The organism is Halobacteroides halobius DSM 5150, from assembly GCF_000328625.1.
GTDB lineage: Bacteria > Bacillota > Halanaerobiia > Halobacteroidales > Halobacteroidaceae > Halobacteroides > Halobacteroides halobius.
In genome coordinates, this window is sequence record NC_019978.1 from 2,166,716 (window position 1) to 2,185,274 (window position 18,559).

Consider the following 18,559-nt stretch of genomic DNA (forward strand, 5'->3'; position numbering starts at 1 on the left):
ATTTTAAAGTAGTAGCAAAAATAACTCTAATATGTTTTTCTACCTTTTTTAATAAACTCACACTGCTCAATATCCCATTTTTCATCATCTTCAGAAGCTTTAACTAATAGATATTCTTTTTCTACTTTTTTTACTTTTGCTCTATTTCCAGTTTCATTTTCAACAATATCATTCTTTTCAAATTTTCTATTTGAATTAGTGAGTTCCATATCTTTTAAAATCCTAATTAATTTTATTAATTGCTCTTTCGTACAAGTTACTCCTTTACCTGGCTTTCCATCTTTGCTCCATTTTCTAATTTCATATTTATATTTTCTATTATTCCAACTAGTTTTGGTAACTTGAATCTCCCAATTTTTTGATAAATTTATTTTACCAAATATCTCTTCTTTATCATAATTAAATGCAAAATTTTTCTTCTTTGATTTCTTCGAATTTTCTTTTTTATTATTTAGAGCTTTTTCTATAGTTTTACTGTAATTAGACATTTCACTACCTCCCCTTCTCTAAATAATCATTTGAAATTTCTATTCTTAACTAATCTTAGATACAGATCTTTTATCCACAATAGTAATCAAATTGTTCTATATGAAATTTTATACTATTCATTTTTAAATTTATACATAAAATTTAAAATTCCTGCTAATTTTTATTCTAAAAAATAAAAAAACCTCCAGGGCCAACCCCAGGAGGTCAAAAAAATCAACTATCTATTAAGCTATATAACAAATCTTCTAGCTCCTCACTTCTTTTGATAGTAACCTTTTTATCTAATCTAAAATCTAATCTCAGCCAATCACCTTCTACCACATTATCTGGTAATTCTTCTCTAGGCACATTAAGTTCTACTTCTTCTGGGCCAACCAGCAACAGACCATAATCACCTACAAATCTATCAATGACTGCTCTCATATTTAGCCCTCCCTCTCCAACTTCCACTCTCCATTTCTCCAAGATACCTTAGCCTTGTTATCTCGTTTCAACTGTCCTTTAACCCTATTCTCAATTTTAGACTTAGTAGACTGATCAATTTGATAGCCTGCTTCTTTTAACTCTGTAAGCAATTTTTCAATTACATCATCTACTTTATTTAAAGTCGGACTATCTGGATACTCCAATAAAATCTTATCCAAAATATCATCTACCTCAGCCAAAATGATACTTCCTGTCTGAAAATAAGAATCAACTTGGGGATTATATTTCTTGAGCACAACTATTAAAGCACTAAGCATAGGTAAACTAGCCACTACCAAACTAGCTGTCTGCTCTACTAACTCTTTCATTTTATCACTCCTTTTTATTATAAAATTAAGACTCGCTTCAACCAACCTCTAATAAACTTCTTTTGTGACTTATCCTGTTCTACAATCCGAATGTATTTAACGCCTTGTAGGATATTAAGTAGCTTAATCAACTCACTTTTATAGGCGCAATCATTAACTGCCTGTAAAGTAACTGGGCCAACTACTCCATCAACTGCAATTTCCTCTTCTCTTAAAAAATTACAAGCTCTTTGTAAATGTTGATTAGCAGTTTTAGGGCCAAAGTTAATAGCCTGGTCGAGAACTTCAAGAGCTATTCTATCATCTTCAATCTGATTATATTTAAGATTGGCCCAATAATTTTCGTAATATATTTCAGTTGCTTCCTTTTTAGTAAGCTCTTTTAGATCTCCTTTATAATCTGACCTTCTAGCAGTAGATTCAGTAACTCCAAATTTAGTTGGCCCGCCGCTATCATCCTCATCATCTGTATAGCCACCTTCATAGTTTAACACTTCCTGCAAAATCTTCTTAAATCTATTCCTCATCTTAACCACCTTTCACTAACTCAGCTTAATAGTTTTTCTTATCTTTAAGTTGTATTAGCGATCTTTTTAAAAACTCTGGAATAGGAACTCCCACTTGGCCTAGATTTTCTAATGCACTAATCCCTTCTTTAGAAATATAAAACCAAATAGCCATTAATCTAATCATTCCTCCACTTGCTAGTATCTGATCTGCCAAATGAGCTATTGCAACTGTCAAAAACATTCCCACTTTCTGAGCTACTCCTTTTTTACCTATAGCACTATCAATCTCCTGTAACACATAAGCCGATAATAGACCAGTCAGATAATCAACTACCACCATAGCTAATAAAATCTCTAGCGCTTGATCATAGCCACCTAACCAATAACAAATCCCCCCGCCAAGGAAGCCTACAATATAATTGAAATATTCTACTATCTTATCGAGCCAATCCATAGTATCAAACCTCCAATCATAACGAATTGTCATGCTAAAAATCAGCATCACAATTCTTGAAGCCCAACGCCCAGTTCCAGTCATTACATTCAGCATATCTACAAGCTGACAAGTCAGCACCCGGTAGATATGCTGAACTCCATTCCTTCCACTAGGCTAAACCAATCCCCGAAAGCAACCACATTGTATCCCTCATTCCCTTTCCCCCAAACCCCCTAACCCTTTAACTCCCTTCCCGACAGATCGGCAAAAACCAGCCGATCAAATAAGGTTGCATTAAATTGGGGGGAAGGGAAAATTGAGGGACACGATTTGAGCTGATGAGAAATGACGCATCAGTTTCTCATCTATTCTCAGGTTGCTTTCGGGGATTCTACAACCATAAACCCCAAACAATATACAAAAAACACCTAGAATAAACTCTAGGTGTTTAGATAACAATATTTTATATTTTCATTGTATCAGATAACTAGTTGGTATTTCTCCCAAATTTATCTCAAAGTTGGCCCGATACTATACAAAAATAAAATGCCATCCTAAAAGGATAGCATTAAATCAAGTAGAATTAGTAGGTAAATAATTAAACTCTAAAAATAATTTTACCAATTTTAACTAATTGATACGTTATATACTTTTTTATTTTGGTTAAAATAAATTTAGAGGTGATAAAATGGAACTTATCAAAACACTACTACTAAATAAAAAAACTTTATCGGAAGTTACATTAATTACTATAACCTCAATTTTTATATTTTTAATTAGCTTCATTGCTGGAGCTATTTGTATTCTTAATACTGCAATTTGATTTTCTACACTTAAAATATTACATCACTATAATATCTCCAAAACTCAATACAGAGTTGGTGACTAAACTTTATTCTGATGAGATATTAACCCACACTAGAATATGCGACCTGCCCATAACCACCACTAATCCTGTGTTAGACAAAGCAACTCTTTACTTCCTTAAAAAATATAAATCAATGATTTTCGCTATTTTCTTTATTTTGTTTCAAATTTTCTTCTAATTTATTAACTTCCCCTTGAGACAATTTCTTAGTTTGCGGTTGTTCAACACCACTTTTTTTCTCTTTAAAAATTATATCCATCATAATACTAACTATTCGCTGAGAAGTTAAACCAAAATAAAATACTAAAAAAACCCATAAATCAGTAATATAATTAACGAGATCTAATTTAACTCCTGATATAATAAAATCATTTATTTCAGCTCTTATATACAAAAAACAAGAAATAACTACTATAGATATTCCTGAAATTAAAGCAGCTCTAAAATAATTTAAAAGCGTTTTCTTTTTCGTATGCTCAAAAATAACTTTTATCAATTTAAGATCCCTTAAAGTAAATAGTATACCAAGTAACACACCTAAAAATCCTAATATTATCGAACTGAACATAATTGCACCATCTAATAATTTATTGAAATTAGTAAAGGAAGAACAAAATCCAAAAATATTTACAACTATAATTGTTATAATTAAAGCTCCTATAGGAGGATACCACTTTTGAAACAACTGACTTTCTAATAATTTTGATACCCATTTCATTTATTACCTCCTCCTTTTGAAAACTAAATCAATTCTTTTCTAAAGACTCCATAATCTCTGCAATACTTTCTTGAAACTTAGAATACATTAAAGAAGCCAATTCATAACAATCTACACCCTCTTTCTCTTCTAAATCCATATGAATTTTATCTCTTATTTTATCTTGAAATAAATCTATTTTCTCAACTTTCGTGTCTTCAGTCTCTTTTATATGAAATTTAGCCTTTTTAACCATATGTTCATTTTTCTTTATTTCTTCTAAAGTATCATATACCGTTTCTGAATTTAAACCTTCCCCCCTTGTATATCCCATTGTCACAGCTACTTCAGCATTTATTGCTTCATATTTTCCAAATTCTTTAATCATCTTTTTTAAACTAGCATTTCCTTCATCATATTCTTTATCAGGTAAATCAGCAAATCTAATTTGAATTTTTCTATATCGCTTAGCCGCTTTTATTTTTTGAGGTAAATCTTTAGGAGGAATAGGTCTTAAATAAATTTTTTCCCCTCTTTATTTCCCCATAATAAATTTAAATACTGTTCTATTCCTGTAGGACTCAAACTATGCTTATTTCTTTGTAACATTAAAATGTTTTCTTGAGCATTGTATATTCCCACAACTTCTTCTCCAATGTATTCATTATCTTCTAAACTTATAGGTTCCCCTTCATTTTTTTCAGTTGCTGTATGAGGTAAGTTTGTTTGTCTTAATCTAGCAAATTTAAGTGCATATACTCCTTCCTCTAATAACCATATATTATCTAATCTAGCTTCTTCTTGATAATAAGTATATGTTAAATCATCATATGTGTTCTCCTCTTCGCTGGGTAAAAATTGATTGGCTTTTTTAATCCATCTTCTAAAATCAAAAAAAGCATCTGGATTATCATCAGATTGATCATTTTTTCTGCAAGCAACTGCATAATATTCACAAATTATCTTTTTTCTATATGCCATTGATTATCCCCCACTCATTTAATGATATTATAAGCAATAAAGTCTGATTTCATTTAACGTACCCAATCCTTTAGTTTATTCCAAAAATCTTCTACTCTAATCATTTTTTTGATAAAATTACTTTCACAAGGTCTTGATCTTTGCTCCATAGTAATAGATTCTGGAGCATCAATTGTTTCTTTTCTTATTGAAATTTGATTATCTTTATATGGTTTGTATAAATTTCTGTTATTTTTAAACTCTTTTGCATCCCACTTAAAATTTTGATTAGGAAATCTTACTTTTCCAAATGGACTTCTATTAACCACCCATACTTCTTTTTCTGGATCCCTATAATTACATCTCCTGTTATGATATTTGAGATACTTACTATGAATTAATATATTCTTTACTTTTACTTCTCTTTCCAAAAATATTGGAGAGCCATATCCATATAATCCCCCATCTGTTGTATAAGAAGTAATTGTATTTGTTCTATATTCTATAGTAGATTTTTCATTTAATAACTGTTGCTTTATCTGATTCCGTTCAAAAGAGGAAAGTGATCTCCCTAATTTCAATTTATTATTTTTGTAATCAAAATCTTCTTTTAATTTCGCTTGAGTAAATTCATATAATTTTTCTAATTCATTATAAGCTTTCTCTAATTCCTCAACTGAAAAATACGAAAAAAGCTTTTTCACTTCTTTATACTTATCCTCATAATCAGGCAACCAATATTTTTCTTTATATCCCGGAAACCTATATATATCCAAAACTCTTTTAGCACAATGAGACAAAAGTGTCCTAGCTACCATGTTATGATTATCAATCCATCCTCCAATATTCATATCAATTTTTTCACATATATCCTTTTTTGTTCCAAATAGTGCCAACTTAATAATTTTATTTTCAATCTCAAACTTTTCATTATTTGCCTTATGCATGAACTCACTCCTTTATATTAGGAGGGGCATATAACTTTTTATTTGTAAAACTACTACTCCTCCATACTATTATCATATTAACGACATTATATCTGTTTTCATATATAAATAAATTAAACAACCTGTTAATTCAATTTATTCATCACAAAAATTTATTTTCCTTGTAAGTTAAGTGTAAAATTTACTTTTATAATCATTAACTACAATAAATCACCAATATTCTCTTTTAATTTCTCTAAAACCTGCCTTTTCACTCGATAATACTGACTACTGGAATAAGGAAATAATCTACTATCATAAATCAAATTATCTCGATTAATTTTACCTTGGAGATATTTAGCCCTAATCAAGGACAATTCCTGGTCCTGGTCTAAAGCATCCAATCCAGCTTCTATTAAACCGATCTTTCTTTCTAACTCTTCCTTCTCCCGGGCCAACTCCTCTTCTAGCTCCCCAGCATACTCTAATTGGATTTCAAGTGCCTCTAATCTACTTTTAAACTGTTTATAGTTAGATAAGTAGTTAATTAACTTATCATACTCTCCCATCTCTAAGCCCCCTTTAAAACAAAAAACACCCCTGTTGAGATAACAAGGGTGTTGTCCAAGTATCTATCCTCTGATTTCCTCTTTATAGTAAGCTAAAATTTTCTCATCTAACTCTTGACTTAGATTATACACTTCATCAGCTAATAGATCATCTGACTGGTCTACTCTTTCTTCCATATCTCTTTTCAATTGCTTGATTTCTTCCTTTAATTCTTCCACTATAATCCCCACTCCACTAAATTTTTATTTTGATTAACATAATATTCTATAAAATATTCATACACCAATAACATTTTGTGCTTATCTTTTGGCATTCCTGCCTAAGATTAAATTTTTTTACAATCTATCAACCAACTTGGACACGACCTGATCTCTTTTTTCTCCTGCTTTCCTTCTCCAGTTATATCCTTTCATCACTACTGATTGGCCACACATCTCCTGGATTCTATCTCTAACATCCTGGCCTAATTTATCCTGCAACCACTCGTAATTATACTTAGCTGTAATAATCATAGTCTTACTCTTCTCATAAACAGCATCTACTAAGCGATAGATAATCCCTCGTTCAAACTCAGTAAAACTATCTGTGGGACGCTTACCCCCAGTTAAATCATTAAGTGCTATTATTTTATTCTCTCCAATTGCTCTTAACATCTCATTCAGTCTACCTTCCCCAATAGCATCTTTTAAATCACTCAATAGCTCTCGGACATTAACCATGACTCCTAGATAATCATCATCCACACACAATTCATTGATTATACTAGCTTGTAATTTAGTCTTACCTTGACTAGGAGGACCTTGTAAATATAGCCCCCAATTATTCTGAATAAATCTATCTATCCTGTTAACTAAGACTAAAGCATGTTGATAGGCCTGCTTATGAGATGTAGCTTTAAACTCAAAATTAGCTAATCTACTCTCTTTAAACCTAGCTGGAATCCTGGCCGATCTAAGTTTTTTCTTGAGCTGTTTATCTTTACTACACCTACACCTGACTACTTTCTGTTGGTCAGGTGGTTGATAGAAACCTTTATCCTGGCAAATCTCACAGTCATATTCTTGCTTAGTAGCAGATCTATTAGTAGTCGGTATATTTCTCTTCCACTTCTTCCTGGCTTCCTCTACTTTTAGCTGGACTTCCTTCTTGACTCCTTCCATCTTCATCCCTCCGGAGCTGTTTCTCTTCCTGATGTTTCCGATCTAGTTTCTTTATATCCTCTAGTGAACTAACTCCAGCTTGCATCCACTTATTAATCAATCCCTTACCTTCCTCGGGATTCAACCCAAAACAGTACTGAAAGGGATCATTTTTGTATCTAGCTCTCTTCATCCCTTCAATTACTACTTCAGTACTTAATTCAGTAGCAGCTTCAGTCAACTTTAATAACTGGGACGGATTAGGAGTTGTAATTCTCCAATATCTCTCAAAAGCATCTCGAATTGCAGTTGGTTCTCCAGAATTAATTTTCTCAACTGAAGCCCCCTTATCTATAGATAAATGATTATTACTCTTTGGGACTTCTTTGGTATTGGTTTGGCCACTTTGTCCACCCCCGGTGGTCATCTTGTCCTCCCCCGGCTGGTCATTCTGTCCACCACCCGACTGTCCATCTTGGCCAGGGGGCTTCTCTTCTTCCTCTGCCATATATCTATCAAGAGATTGATAATTAATAGTATACCACTTAGTCTGGTCATACTTCTTTTGATTAAATTGATCCGAGGAAATAAAAATACCGTCTTCTTCTAACTCATTAAAAGTCCTTCTTACTGTCCGGATACTCCAAAAGTCAAAAAAGTTTTCTTTCCAGTCAGTATAAGTGTTATAAACCCACCAATTCCCCTGATGGAAATACTTATTTCTATCCTTTTCTTTACGCTGTTTAAGCAAATAATGCACCTGTTGGACCACTATTGCTTTATTTAAACCTAACTTTTTGGCTAATCCTTGTTGAATAACTAACGGACTTTCATCTAATAATAAGTTTCCCATCTTACCACCTTTACTCTCTGAATTGTAATCAAGTAACTCCTATGTTACAATAAACTTAACAACAATATTTTTCCTAAGCCACTTGCTGCCCTAAAGCAAGTGGCTTTCTTTATCCTGTCTGATAAACATCTTGAACCTCACTTTGCTTATTACTATCAGCATTTTTATTAATCCATCCTACTAATCTACCCTTTGGAACTAACTTTCTTCTTCCCGCTTTAACAAAGGGAATCTCTTTTTGCTTCATTAACTCATACACCTTAGTAGTACTAATCTTTAAAAATTCAGCTGTCTCTTCTACATTTAACATAGTATCTTCTCTATTATCATCTGGAGTAGATAACTGATCAAGCTTTTGATTCATCTCTTTAAGCTCTGCTAATACTTTCTCCATCACTCCCATTTTACTCCCTCCTCTAATAATTAAACCCAACTTGGATATTATAAAAATATCGGCTAATTTTAATTAACTTCACCTGTATCTTTTATGTTACGATGGTGTAAAAAAAATAGTTCATCTGAGTGCTGAGGAAATACTCTAGAGATCTTTTCTAAAGCAGAAAGTCCTACATTACTACCATCTAGCAGTCTATACAAATGCATCCGGCTTAATTTTATCTCTTCTGCTAATTCAGTTTTAGAATTGATCTCTTGCTGTTGGGCTAAGTCTAATAATAAGTCATCATTAAGTGTTACTTCAATATCTCCTTGAGCTATCTTTACTAATAACTTATTATCTAAGTCCATTTTATCACCTCCTCAGTCCGTAACTATTATGTTACATCACTTATATTGTAACAGTTTGGTTACAATTATGCAACTAAAATAATAAATTTCTTGATTTTTTCCTCTTCGCATATTATTATGTGTATAGTTGTAACATTGATGTTACAACATATAAAGGAGGTATTACTTTGGATTTTGCTGACTTCATTAACGGTTATATGGATAAAAATAATCTGTCTTACAGAAAAATGGGCGAGTTATGTAGTATAAGTCATGCTGAAATAAGTCGATTGGCCAAAGGAAAAGAACCTTCTATCAAAACAATTGATAAAATTTCTCAGGGAACTGAAGTAGCTAGGAATAGATTACTAAAACTTGCTGGCTATTTAGAAGATGATACCGCAGATAAGAACTTAAATCAACAGCTTCCTGAGGAAGTATTAAAGTTATTGGGGGAAGAAGAATTAGACTTTCTTATTGAATTATCTCAAGATGACCAACGACAGATATTATTAAAAGAAAGCAAGAAATTATCTGATGAAGACTTGGCCAAAATTATTAAGATTATTAAAACTTTCGCTACCGAAGATGATGTACCTCCTAAATAATCTTCTTTAAAGGAGAGTGTTTAATGAAATTTAAAGAGTCTGAATTGAAAGCAAATAACTTTTTACAAGCTAATAATCTTACCATCCCCACTAATCTAAATAAAGCAGCCGACATCTTAGGGGTAGAAATCAAATATTCAGATATTGATTCCAATTCAGCAATTTTATATCAAGGAGAGTATAAAGACTTAATAATTACAAGCTCACAGCACCCCACGGGGCAACAAAGATTTAATATAGCTCACGAACTAGCTCATCTATTACTCAATCACAAGTATAAAACATCTTGTATAACCAATGAAAGTAATCACCCTTACAAAGAATATCAGGCAGATATCTGTGCTAGTGAGCTATTGATTCCGACATCTATACTGCATAAAGAAGCTCAGAAATGTAATTATGACTTAGATAAGCTAGCTAAATTATTCAAAGTAACTAACCAGGATTTAAGGACTAAATTAAAATTTAAAGAAATTACTGATTACTTTTTTTAAGCTTTATAGAAATTTTTAGAATTGATTGTATATAAAACCTTTAATATAAAATTAAGCAATAATAGTAATTTAGTTAAACCAAAGTAATAATTATTAAATTATCTTCTTTCCCTAATAACCTATATAAAAGACAAAATTACAGACTACTAAACTAAAGGAGGAATTATCAATGGCACATCTAAGAAAACGAGGCCAGAATAGTTGGCAAATCTGTATTGAAAAAGGTCGTGATCCAATCACAGGTAAACGCAATAGGATTTATAAGACTGTTAATGGGACTAAGAAAGAAGCAGAAAAGGAAATGCATAAGTTGGCCCATGAAGTAGAAACTGGAGCTTATATAGAACCATCAGAAATGACAGTTAAAGAGTTTCTATTACAATGGTTTGAGGACTATTGTGAAAGTAACTTGGCCCCTTCTACTCTAGAAAGTTATGAGATAATTATCAAATCTCATCTAATCCCAGCTTTAGGTGATATCAAAGTCAGTGATCTAGAACCAATGCATATCAAAAGATACCAGACTCATAAATTAAAGAATGGTCGTAGAGATGGTAAAGAAGGTGGCCTCTCCAAACGAACTGTTCAGTATCACCACCGAGTATTGTCTAAAGCTCTTAAACATGCTGTTAAATGGAGAATAATCGATAATAATCCCGCTGAAGTTATAGAAGCTCCATCACCAGATACTCCAGAGATTAAAGCACTAACTCATGATCAAACTAAAAGGTTGCTTAATGTCGCTAAAGATTGGATTCATGATATAATTTATATTGCCTTATATACTGGAATGAGAAGAAGTGAAGTATTAGCCTTACGGTGGCAAGATATAGATTTTAAAGAGCAGAAACTACAAGTCAAACAAGCAGTAACTAATCCTGTAGGCAAAGGATTAATCTTCAGAAAGCCAAAAACTGACTCAAGTATTCGACCAATTGATGTAGATGAAGATATAATTGAAATTTTAAAACGTAGAAAAAAAGAACAACAAGAAAATCAACTTAAATTTGGAGATAAATATAATAATGAATATAATCTTGTTTTCTGTAAACCAACTGGAGAACCTATGCGCCCCCAGACTGTTACTAGAAATTTTAATAGAGTAGCTAAAAAAGCTGAACTATCTCAATTTAGATTGCATGATTTAAGACACACTCACGCAACACTTATGCTCCAAGCAGGAGTTCATCCCAAAATAGTCCAGGAACGACTAGGCCATTCTACTATTAGCCAAACTTTAGACACCTACTCTCATGTAATCCCTTCTATGCAAAAAGAAGCAGTCCAAAAACTAAAAAATAGTCTTGAAAATAAGTAATGGCGACAAAATGGCGACATTTTAAAAATTTCATTCAAAAAACTAAAAAAAGACTGTTCTTAGAAACAGTCCTGAACCCTTGATATAATAAGGGCGGGAATATGTGGGAATCGAACCCACCACAGACAACTAAAGCTGCCTGCCACTGGATTTGAAGTCCAGGGTATCCACCATGGATACAGCCATTCCCTTAATTTTATTTTTTATCATACTCTACTAATTATTGTAACATAATATTATTCACTTGTAAAGAGTAAGATCTATTATTATTTGTCTTCTAAATGCCTTATATCTCCTTCTCTTTTAGTAACACCTTGTTTATCAAAATAATCTAATAAGGGCAAAGCATACTTGCGACTGCTATTTAATAGATCTCTAAATTGGGCCAAGCTTATCTGCCCTTCTTTAATCAAATATTCTCTTAGTAAACTTTTAGCCTTATCTAAAACTTGATGGTGAAGATATAAATTTTCTGCTACCTTGACTAATTTATTATTAGTAATTAAAAAATCAACAATCTCGGTAGCTAAATCTTCATTAGCAAAATCACTTATGACCTTCTCTAATCGAGGTGGTTGAAAACCTTGAGCATTAAATGAAGTTAAAATTTCTTCTTTTATCTTCTCTTCCTCAAGGTTAAATTCAACCTCAAAGTTCTCTAAACTCAGTTTAGCATCCTGTTCTTCAATCTTATTAGTCTGCTTTAAATCAGCTAATAACAAATCATACTGATTAGAATCTAATCTTAAACTTAACTTTGTCCTTAATTCTTCTTTATCAATCCCCCACCTAAGATGATATTGTTGGTGATAATCTTGTAAATAGCTTATTATCTCTTCCCTTAATTGTTGAATGTGACTTTGGTGTAACCAGCTAGACTCTCGCCCAGTAGCTAATTCAACAACTCTACCATCTTCAACTAAGCTAGCTAATTTATTAGATAATTGTTTAGTTGATAAGCTTGTAATTTGAATTAATTCTTCAATTGATAAAGGCTTACTAGTATTTCTTTTTAAAGCCAGCTCAATTCTTTCTTTACTACTTCCAACTTCCTTAATTTTTAAAGCTTTAATAGTATCTTCTTCAAACTTACGATGTCGAATTGGATTAGATTCTAAAATCTGTCCTCCTCCAATTGTAGTCATTGGAGAATACCGTCTTATAACATATCTTTCTTTAAAGTTGGCTACCACTTCTTCTTCCAATCTGAACTGGACCAATCCCTCTTCACCAGGATATAACTCTTCATTATCCAATAAATAAACTCTTCCTAGGACTTCTTCGGCCCCTAAGTGAAGTCTAATCCTATCTCCATGTTTTAAAATAAGAGGAGCAGATGATAACATTTCTAATCGTGCATCAAGATATTCTGTTTTAACTAAACTTTCCTTAGTAGCTAAAACATCTCCTCTATCTACCTCCTTAGTATCTACTCCAGACAAATTAATACCCACACGTTGCCCAGGATAAGCTGTTTCAACTCCTTTTTCATGAACTTGTAAACTACGGACTCGAACGTCAATTCCAGAAGGGTAAATTCTAAGTTTAGCCCCCTCTTTGATTTGGCCTTTAAGCAATGTTCCTGTTACAATAGTCCCATGACCTGTCAGAGAAAAGACACGATCTATTGGAAAATAAGTATTGCCTGTTTTATCTTTAGTTGGAATATCTGCTATTACTTCTTCTATTTCTTCTTTTAATTTATCTATTCCGGTCTCCTCTACTGCTGAAACAGGAATAACAGAAGTTCCTTCTAAAAAAGTATCTTTTACAGCTTCTTTAATTTCGTATATTACTAAATTTAACCATTCATCATCAACTAAATCACTCTTGGTTACTGCTATTAGACCCTGCTTAACATTTAATAAATCTAAAATCTCCAAATGTTCTCTAGTTTGTTGCATAATAATTTCATCAGCAGCTACTACGAGTAATCCCAAGTCAACCCCACCAGCTCCAGCCAGCATATTCTTAATAAATTTCTCATGGCCTGGAACATCAATAATTCCTACTTGTAAATCATCATTCAATTCTAAATGACTAAATCCTAACTCAATAGAAACACCACGTTCATTTTCTTCATCTAATCTATCAGTATCTTGGCCAGTTAAAGCTTTAATTAAAGTTGTTTTTCCATGATCAACATGGCCAGCTGTTCCAATTATTAAATTTTTGCTCATAATTACCCCCTTATACTATCTAGTGCTTCAACTATATAAGCAAAATCTTCATCTTGTAAAGTACGAAGATCTAATAAAACATTTCCTTTAGATATTCTAGTGAAAACAGGCGGATTATTTAACCGTAATCTTTCTGCTATTTCTTCAGCACTTAATTCTTGATGGGCCAACTTAATTACATAAGTAGTTAACTCTTCTGTAGGAAATGCCCCTCCACCAGCTCGGGAAATATCTTGCTCAACTTTCAACTCAAATTGTAACGAAATTACTTTTTTAATCTTAGCAGCTAATTTTTCTGCTCGCTTCTTTAATTCATCTTCTGATACAGTTAACATTTGCAAAGTAGGAATTTCTCTTCTAGCATTTTCAATCTCTCTATACTCTTGTAAAGTAGCCTCTAAAGCCCCCAAAGTAAACTTATCAACTCGTAAAGCTCGATTTAATGAATGGGTTTTCATTTGATCAATATACTCCTTCTTACCTACAATTATTCCTGCTTGAGGACCTCCCAGCAATTTATCACCACTAAAAGTTACTACATCAGCCCCAGCTTTGATACTATCTTGAACTGTCGGTTCATAACTTAGTCCCCATGGAGTTAAATCAACCAAAATCCCACTACCAAGATCCTCTACTACAGGCACACCATGTTCACTACCTAATTCAACTAAACCCTTAAGAGAGACCTCTTTAGTAAATCCCACAACTTCATAATTACTTGTATGTACCTTTAATAAAACCCCAGTTTTTTCATTAATAGCCCTCTTATAATCGGCCAAGTGGACCCGATTAGTAGTTCCTACCTCAGCTAATTTGACTCCACTTTGTTTCATTACATCAGGTATCCGAAATGAACCTCCAATTTCAACCAATTGCCCTCTCGCAATAATAGCTTCTTTTCCTTGAGCCAAACTACTTAAAGCTAATAAAACAGCACTAGCATTATTATTAACTACTAAAGCTGCTTCAGCTCCAGTTAACTCTGTTAATAATTCTTCTACTATCTCATATCGAGACCCCCGCTCCCCACTTTCACGATTGATTTCTAAGGTGGAATACTTACTAGCTACTTGTTGTAATTTTTCCTTAGCTGCATCACATAATAAAGAACGCCCCAAATTAGTATGGACTACAACTCCAGTAGCATTAACTACTGCCTTCAATTGATCACTTGTTTTATTAACTAAATATTCTTTTACCTGATCCAAAATTTCTTCTTTCTTTATCTTAAATTTATTTAATTTCTTTAACTCCATATCTAAAATTTGCTTCCTTAATTTATCAGTGACTTCTCTAATTCCTTCAACTACCAGTTGACGAGGATAATCATTAATTAATTTCTGCCCTAAATCCATTGCTAATAAATCATTAACCGCTGGAATTTTTCTTAAATAACCTTGCTTTCTTTTATTCATTATTATTTAGTACTCCTTTGTGGTTAATTTACATTTAACTTAATAACATACTAGGTAATCATGATTACCTAGTATGTTATAATAATATTATAAATTACCTGTTTTTTCAATAATTATAACTCATTAATTTCAACTTAAGTGCTTGACTTAATAGGGAAATCTATTATATACTTTAGAAAAGTTTAAACTATATAAAGGAGTCAATAATGATGGTTAATATTCAAAATTATGGTATTAAAAAGAAACGTACTTTAAAAGTATTTATTAACGCAGCTGCTCAAATTATTGAAAATAAAGATATTGAAGCAGTTACTATCAGAAAAGTAGCTGAAATTGCTGGATATAATAGTGCTACTATTTATAATTATTTTGATAATAGCAATCAACTAGTTTCCTTAGCAGCTATCAGATTCATTAATACACATTATTTAAAAACACTTCCAGACTACATAAGTCAAGCTAATAACTGTTTGGATAAATTTTTATTAACTTGGGAATGCTTCTGTGAATACTGCTTTAAACATCCTAAACTTTATTATGCAGTCTTCACGGAAAATATTGGTGAGCAACCTAACAATTTATTTGACAATTACTATACATTATTTCCAGAAGAAATAAAAGGTTATCCCCAAGAATTAACTCCAATGATTAAAGAATCTAATTTTGATAAACGTTGTCAAATAGCTATTCAACCCTGTATTGAAAAAGGATACTTTACTAAACAAGAGGCTACCCAAATTAATGAAATGATTAGATTACTTTACCAGGGAATGCTTTCTTTATTTATTAACAACAGAGTCAACTATTCAGCAGAAGAAGCAACTCAAAAAGTTATGAGTCATATCCGCCAGATTGTAAATTCAATACCTTCTCAATAAATATTCAAAGAAAGGACTAAACAATGAAATTACAGACTCTAAAAATGCTTGTTTGGTTAGCAGAATATAAGAGTTTTTCTATTGTTGCTAAACAACTAGATCTTACCCAACCAGCTGTTAGTATGCAAATAAAATCATTAGAAGAACAATTTGAGACCAACTTGATTACACGACAAAAAGGTAACATAGAATTAACTCCTGCTGGAAAAATAATTTACCACCAAGCTAAAAAAATACTAAATGATTGGGAAGAAGCAAAATTAAAAGTTAAACAAATTAAAGGAAAAACATATGATCATTTAACTATTGGTGCAAGCACCATCCCTTCTGAATATCTACTACCTAATTTATTAGCTAAGTTCTATAATAAACTACCTGAAGTAGAAACAACTGTGGAAGTTGGAGATAGCAAAGAAATAATAAATCTACTAAAAAATAAAAAAATAGATCTAGCAATAGTCGGTTTAAAACCAGCTATTAATCAACTTCAAATTAAACCAATAGTTACCGATTCTTTAGTTTTAATTGTTCCTCCTGACCACAGATTAGCTAATAAAAGACAAGTTAATAGCAAAGAATTAATAACAGAAAGAATTTTACTTCGAGAAAAAGGATCAGGCACTAGACAAACTATGCTTACTGCTTTAGAAAACAATGGAATAAATAAAGAGAGTCTAAATATTAGAGCTTGCCTAGGCAGCAATGAAGCAATTATTTCAGCAGTAGCAGCTAAATTAGGAATTTCATTTATTTCCAATTTAGCTGCTAAAAATGCTACCCTCAATAATAGAATAGAAAAAATAGAAGTAACAGATATATCAACTAGTCGCAAATTTTATTTAGCTTATTATCACAACAGAGAAAAAGAACTACTAATTAAAGAGTTCAATAATCTTTGCTGTTAATTATTTCTTGTAAGGCTTTTAAAAGCTGTTCTACTTCTTTTAAAGTATTAAAATAACTAAAACTAACTCTAACTGTTCCTGTATTATAAGTGCCGATACTTTGATGGGCCAAGGGAGCACAATGAATTCCAGTCCGCACTGCAATATCATATTTGCTATTTAAGATATGTCCAATAGTAGCGGGCTCAACCCCCTTTACTCTAAAAGAAGTTACCCCCACCTTATCTTGACCCATTTGAGAAGTAAGAATTTCTACTTCTTCTAATTTTTCTAAACCTATCATTAATTGCTCTACTAATTTCTCTTCTTGGGCTTTTATTTCTTCTAAAGTTGTCTTTTCAATAAATTCTATTCCTGCCTTAAGTCCTGCAACCCCTGGAGTATTTAACGTACCACTCTCATATTTATCAGGAAGCATATCAGGGTTTAGTCTTTCTTTAGAACTACCACCAGTCCCTCCTTCTAATAATGGTTTAAATTTAATATCAGAAGTTAAATAAAGACCTCCTACACCTTGGGGGCCAAATAACCCTTTATGCCCCGTAAAAATAAGAAAATCCACCTTTAATTCTTGCACATCTAAAGGAACAATTCCTGCTGTCTGAGCTACATCAGTTAAAAAATATACTCCTTGTTGCTTAGCAATTTCTCCTACCTCTTTAATTGGCAAGATATTACCTGTTACATTAGAAGCATGGGTCATAGCAATTAACTTAGTTTGATCTGTAATAATACCTTCAATATTCTTTAAAAAAGCCTCTTTTCCCTCCTCAGTATCAACTACTGTTAAACTAATTATTCCTTCCTCTTCTAAACGGTGCAAAGGACGAGCTATAGCATTGTGCTCTAAACTACTAATTATCACATGATCTCCTTTTTCTAATAATCCTTTAAAAACAAGATTAGTTGCTTCAGTAGCATTTTTAGTAAACACAATTTGTCTACTATCTGGAATATTAAAAAAGTTGGCCACTTTATTTCTAGCCTTAAAAATAACCCTACTAGCCTCTAAAGCAATCTGATGACTACCCCGACTAGGATTACCACTTTTATTACGTAAAACATCATCTACTGTCTGATAAACTATTTCCGGTTTCTGCCATGTAGTTGCAGCATTATCAAAATAGATCATATTATCCTCCTCCTAATTAAGCTAACTAAAGAAATTATAAAAGCAATAGAAATTACTGCTTCTACTGAATCAGCAGTGACTATCTTGCCAGCAAATAAACTAGAACTAATCTTATTAAAACCTTTAATTCCATAACTTATTAAAACTGCTACAATCCCCAAATAAAAAATCTTTAAATTAAGTTCACTACTAGCAAAATAAACTGACTTTTTATATAACTTATAAAATATAATAATAAAGGCTAAATAAAAAAATATAAATCCCACATTAGTACTAATACTTTGCAAGCTAAAATTTTGGTACTTAAAATCAAGTAGCAAATCAATAATATTACCCATACTTCCCATAATAGCCCCTATTAGTACTATAAAAATTGCTATTCTATCCTTCTGTTGAATAAATAATAAAATACTTAAATAAACAAAAATTGTAACTAAAAAAATTAAATTTGTACTTTGAGAAACTATACTTCCTAAATTAAAAATGGGTGTATAACGAAGATAATGGGTAAGATCAAAATAAAAATTAAATCCAGAAATCAAAATCATACTCATTGTAATTAGATATACAGAAGAAATTAACTTGCTATCTTTCATCTCTACTCCCACCTTCTATTGATACTAAGAGAAGATATGCGTATATCTTCTCTTAGATTTAAATTC

At 31.9% G+C, this 18,559-nt stretch carries 24 protein-coding genes and 1 tRNA gene; 5 read left to right on the forward strand and 20 right to left on the reverse strand.

What is annotated here, in order from left to right:
* Nucleotides 1–26: 26 nt before the first annotated feature.
* From HALHA_RS13125 to HALHA_RS10630, 15 genes are all read right to left on the reverse strand, one after another.
* Nucleotides 27–488, reverse strand: a complete 462-nt coding sequence (locus HALHA_RS13125; RefSeq protein ID WP_015327759.1) for a YdbC family protein — start codon at nt 486–488, stop codon at nt 27–29.
* 214 nt (nt 489–702) lie between these two features.
* Nucleotides 703–912: a DUF3006 domain-containing protein gene (locus tag HALHA_RS10570; protein WP_015327760.1), complete on the reverse strand. Its 210-nt coding sequence runs from the start codon at nt 910–912 to the stop codon at nt 703–705.
* A 2-nt stretch (nt 913–914) separates the two neighbouring features.
* Nucleotides 915–1,283 carry a hypothetical protein gene (locus tag HALHA_RS10575; RefSeq protein ID WP_015327761.1) on the reverse strand — a complete coding sequence of 123 codons (369 nt, stop codon included), beginning with the start codon at nt 1,281–1,283 and terminating at the stop codon, nt 915–917.
* Between the two features lie 17 nt (nt 1,284–1,300).
* Nucleotides 1,301–1,810, reverse strand: a complete 510-nt coding sequence (locus HALHA_RS10580) for a glycoside hydrolase family 108 protein (protein ID WP_015327762.1) — start codon at nt 1,808–1,810, stop codon at nt 1,301–1,303.
* A gap of 25 nt (nt 1,811–1,835) precedes the next feature.
* Nucleotides 1,836–2,246, reverse strand: a complete 411-nt coding sequence (locus HALHA_RS10585; RefSeq protein ID WP_015327763.1) for a phage holin family protein — start codon at nt 2,244–2,246, stop codon at nt 1,836–1,838.
* A gap of 980 nt (nt 2,247–3,226) precedes the next feature.
* Complete coding sequence (locus HALHA_RS10590) at nt 3,227–3,814, reverse strand: hypothetical protein (protein ID WP_015327764.1); 588 nt, start codon at nt 3,812–3,814, stop codon at nt 3,227–3,229.
* A gap of 28 nt (nt 3,815–3,842) precedes the next feature.
* Nucleotides 3,843–4,316 carry a DUF6731 family protein gene (locus tag HALHA_RS10595; protein WP_342662858.1) on the reverse strand — a complete coding sequence of 158 codons (474 nt, stop codon included), beginning with the start codon at nt 4,314–4,316 and terminating at the stop codon, nt 3,843–3,845.
* Nucleotides 4,307–4,774, reverse strand: a complete 468-nt coding sequence (locus tag HALHA_RS10600) for a DUF6731 family protein (protein WP_041607818.1) — start codon at nt 4,772–4,774, stop codon at nt 4,307–4,309. Before HALHA_RS10600 ends, HALHA_RS10595 begins: the two co-directional genes overlap by 10 nt.
* Nucleotides 4,775–4,827: 53 nt before the next feature.
* Nucleotides 4,828–5,700: an NAD(+)--dinitrogen-reductase ADP-D-ribosyltransferase gene (locus HALHA_RS10605; protein ID WP_015327765.1), complete on the reverse strand. Its 873-nt coding sequence runs from the start codon at nt 5,698–5,700 to the stop codon at nt 4,828–4,830.
* A 200-nt stretch (nt 5,701–5,900) separates the two neighbouring features.
* Complete coding sequence (locus tag HALHA_RS10610) at nt 5,901–6,248, reverse strand: hypothetical protein (RefSeq protein ID WP_015327766.1); 348 nt, start codon at nt 6,246–6,248, stop codon at nt 5,901–5,903.
* A 63-nt stretch (nt 6,249–6,311) separates the two neighbouring features.
* Nucleotides 6,312–6,467 (reverse strand): aspartyl-phosphate phosphatase Spo0E family protein, encoded by a 156-nt coding sequence (locus tag HALHA_RS13350; RefSeq protein WP_015327767.1) that lies wholly within the window; start codon nt 6,465–6,467, stop codon nt 6,312–6,314.
* Nucleotides 6,468–6,584: 117 nt separating this feature from the next.
* Nucleotides 6,585–7,409, reverse strand: a complete 825-nt coding sequence (locus HALHA_RS10615; RefSeq protein WP_041607820.1) for an ATP-binding protein — start codon at nt 7,407–7,409, stop codon at nt 6,585–6,587.
* The gene (locus tag HALHA_RS13130; protein ID WP_015327769.1) at nt 7,330–8,241 is read right to left on the reverse strand and encodes a hypothetical protein; all 912 of its coding nucleotides are present in this window, start codon (nt 8,239–8,241) and stop codon (nt 7,330–7,332) included. Before HALHA_RS13130 ends, HALHA_RS10615 begins: the two co-directional genes overlap by 80 nt.
* Before the next feature lie 109 nt (nt 8,242–8,350).
* The gene (locus HALHA_RS10625) at nt 8,351–8,644 is read right to left on the reverse strand and encodes a helix-turn-helix domain-containing protein (protein ID WP_015327770.1); all 294 of its coding nucleotides are present in this window, start codon (nt 8,642–8,644) and stop codon (nt 8,351–8,353) included.
* A gap of 59 nt (nt 8,645–8,703) precedes the next feature.
* Nucleotides 8,704–8,988: a helix-turn-helix domain-containing protein gene (locus tag HALHA_RS10630; RefSeq protein WP_015327771.1), complete on the reverse strand. Its 285-nt coding sequence runs from the start codon at nt 8,986–8,988 to the stop codon at nt 8,704–8,706.
* Between the two features lie 167 nt (nt 8,989–9,155).
* Between HALHA_RS10630 and HALHA_RS10635 the strand changes: the two genes are divergently transcribed.
* The 3 genes from HALHA_RS10635 to HALHA_RS10645 all read left to right on the forward strand — a co-directional run bounded on the left by HALHA_RS10635 (nt 9,156) and on the right by HALHA_RS10645 (nt 11,387).
* A complete protein-coding gene (locus HALHA_RS10635) occupies nt 9,156–9,575 on the forward strand; it encodes a helix-turn-helix domain-containing protein (protein ID WP_015327772.1) in 420 nt (139 codons plus the stop codon).
* Between the two features lie 23 nt (nt 9,576–9,598).
* On the forward strand, nt 9,599–10,069 hold the full coding sequence (locus HALHA_RS10640; protein ID WP_015327773.1) for an ImmA/IrrE family metallo-endopeptidase: 471 nt from the start codon (nt 9,599–9,601) through the stop codon (nt 10,067–10,069).
* Nucleotides 10,070–10,238: 169 nt separating this feature from the next.
* The gene (locus tag HALHA_RS10645) at nt 10,239–11,387 is read left to right on the forward strand and encodes a tyrosine-type recombinase/integrase (RefSeq protein WP_015327774.1); all 1,149 of its coding nucleotides are present in this window, start codon (nt 10,239–10,241) and stop codon (nt 11,385–11,387) included.
* A gap of 94 nt (nt 11,388–11,481) precedes the next feature.
* Here HALHA_RS10645 and HALHA_RS10650 read toward each other — a convergent pair.
* The 3 genes from HALHA_RS10650 to selA form a co-directional block, all read right to left on the reverse strand.
* Nucleotides 11,482–11,577, reverse strand: a tRNA-Sec gene (locus HALHA_RS10650).
* Nucleotides 11,578–11,653: 76 nt separating this feature from the next.
* Nucleotides 11,654–13,567 carry a selenocysteine-specific translation elongation factor gene (gene selB / locus HALHA_RS10655; RefSeq protein ID WP_015327775.1) on the reverse strand — a complete coding sequence of 638 codons (1,914 nt, stop codon included), beginning with the start codon at nt 13,565–13,567 and terminating at the stop codon, nt 11,654–11,656.
* 2 nt (nt 13,568–13,569) lie between these two features.
* Complete coding sequence (gene selA, locus HALHA_RS10660; RefSeq protein WP_015327776.1) at nt 13,570–14,982, reverse strand: L-seryl-tRNA(Sec) selenium transferase; 1,413 nt, start codon at nt 14,980–14,982, stop codon at nt 13,570–13,572.
* 209 nt (nt 14,983–15,191) lie between these two features.
* On the opposite strand from selA, the gene HALHA_RS10665 reads away from it, so the two are divergent.
* The gene (locus tag HALHA_RS10665) at nt 15,192–15,860 is read left to right on the forward strand and encodes a TetR/AcrR family transcriptional regulator (RefSeq protein WP_015327777.1); all 669 of its coding nucleotides are present in this window, start codon (nt 15,192–15,194) and stop codon (nt 15,858–15,860) included.
* A gap of 23 nt (nt 15,861–15,883) precedes the next feature.
* Nucleotides 15,884–16,765 carry a selenium metabolism-associated LysR family transcriptional regulator gene (locus tag HALHA_RS10670; RefSeq protein ID WP_015327778.1) on the forward strand — a complete coding sequence of 294 codons (882 nt, stop codon included), beginning with the start codon at nt 15,884–15,886 and terminating at the stop codon, nt 16,763–16,765.
* Here HALHA_RS10670 and HALHA_RS10675 read toward each other — a convergent pair.
* Together HALHA_RS10675 and HALHA_RS10680 are read right to left on the reverse strand one after the other, a co-directional pair.
* A complete protein-coding gene (locus tag HALHA_RS10675; protein ID WP_015327779.1) occupies nt 16,746–17,897 on the reverse strand; it encodes an aminotransferase class V-fold PLP-dependent enzyme in 1,152 nt (383 codons plus the stop codon). The two genes, HALHA_RS10670 and HALHA_RS10675, sit on opposite strands and share 20 nt — an antisense overlap.
* Complete coding sequence (locus tag HALHA_RS10680; RefSeq protein ID WP_015327780.1) at nt 17,894–18,493, reverse strand: hypothetical protein; 600 nt, start codon at nt 18,491–18,493, stop codon at nt 17,894–17,896. Before HALHA_RS10680 ends, HALHA_RS10675 begins: the two co-directional genes overlap by 4 nt.
* Between the last annotated feature and the right edge of the window lie 66 nt (nt 18,494–18,559).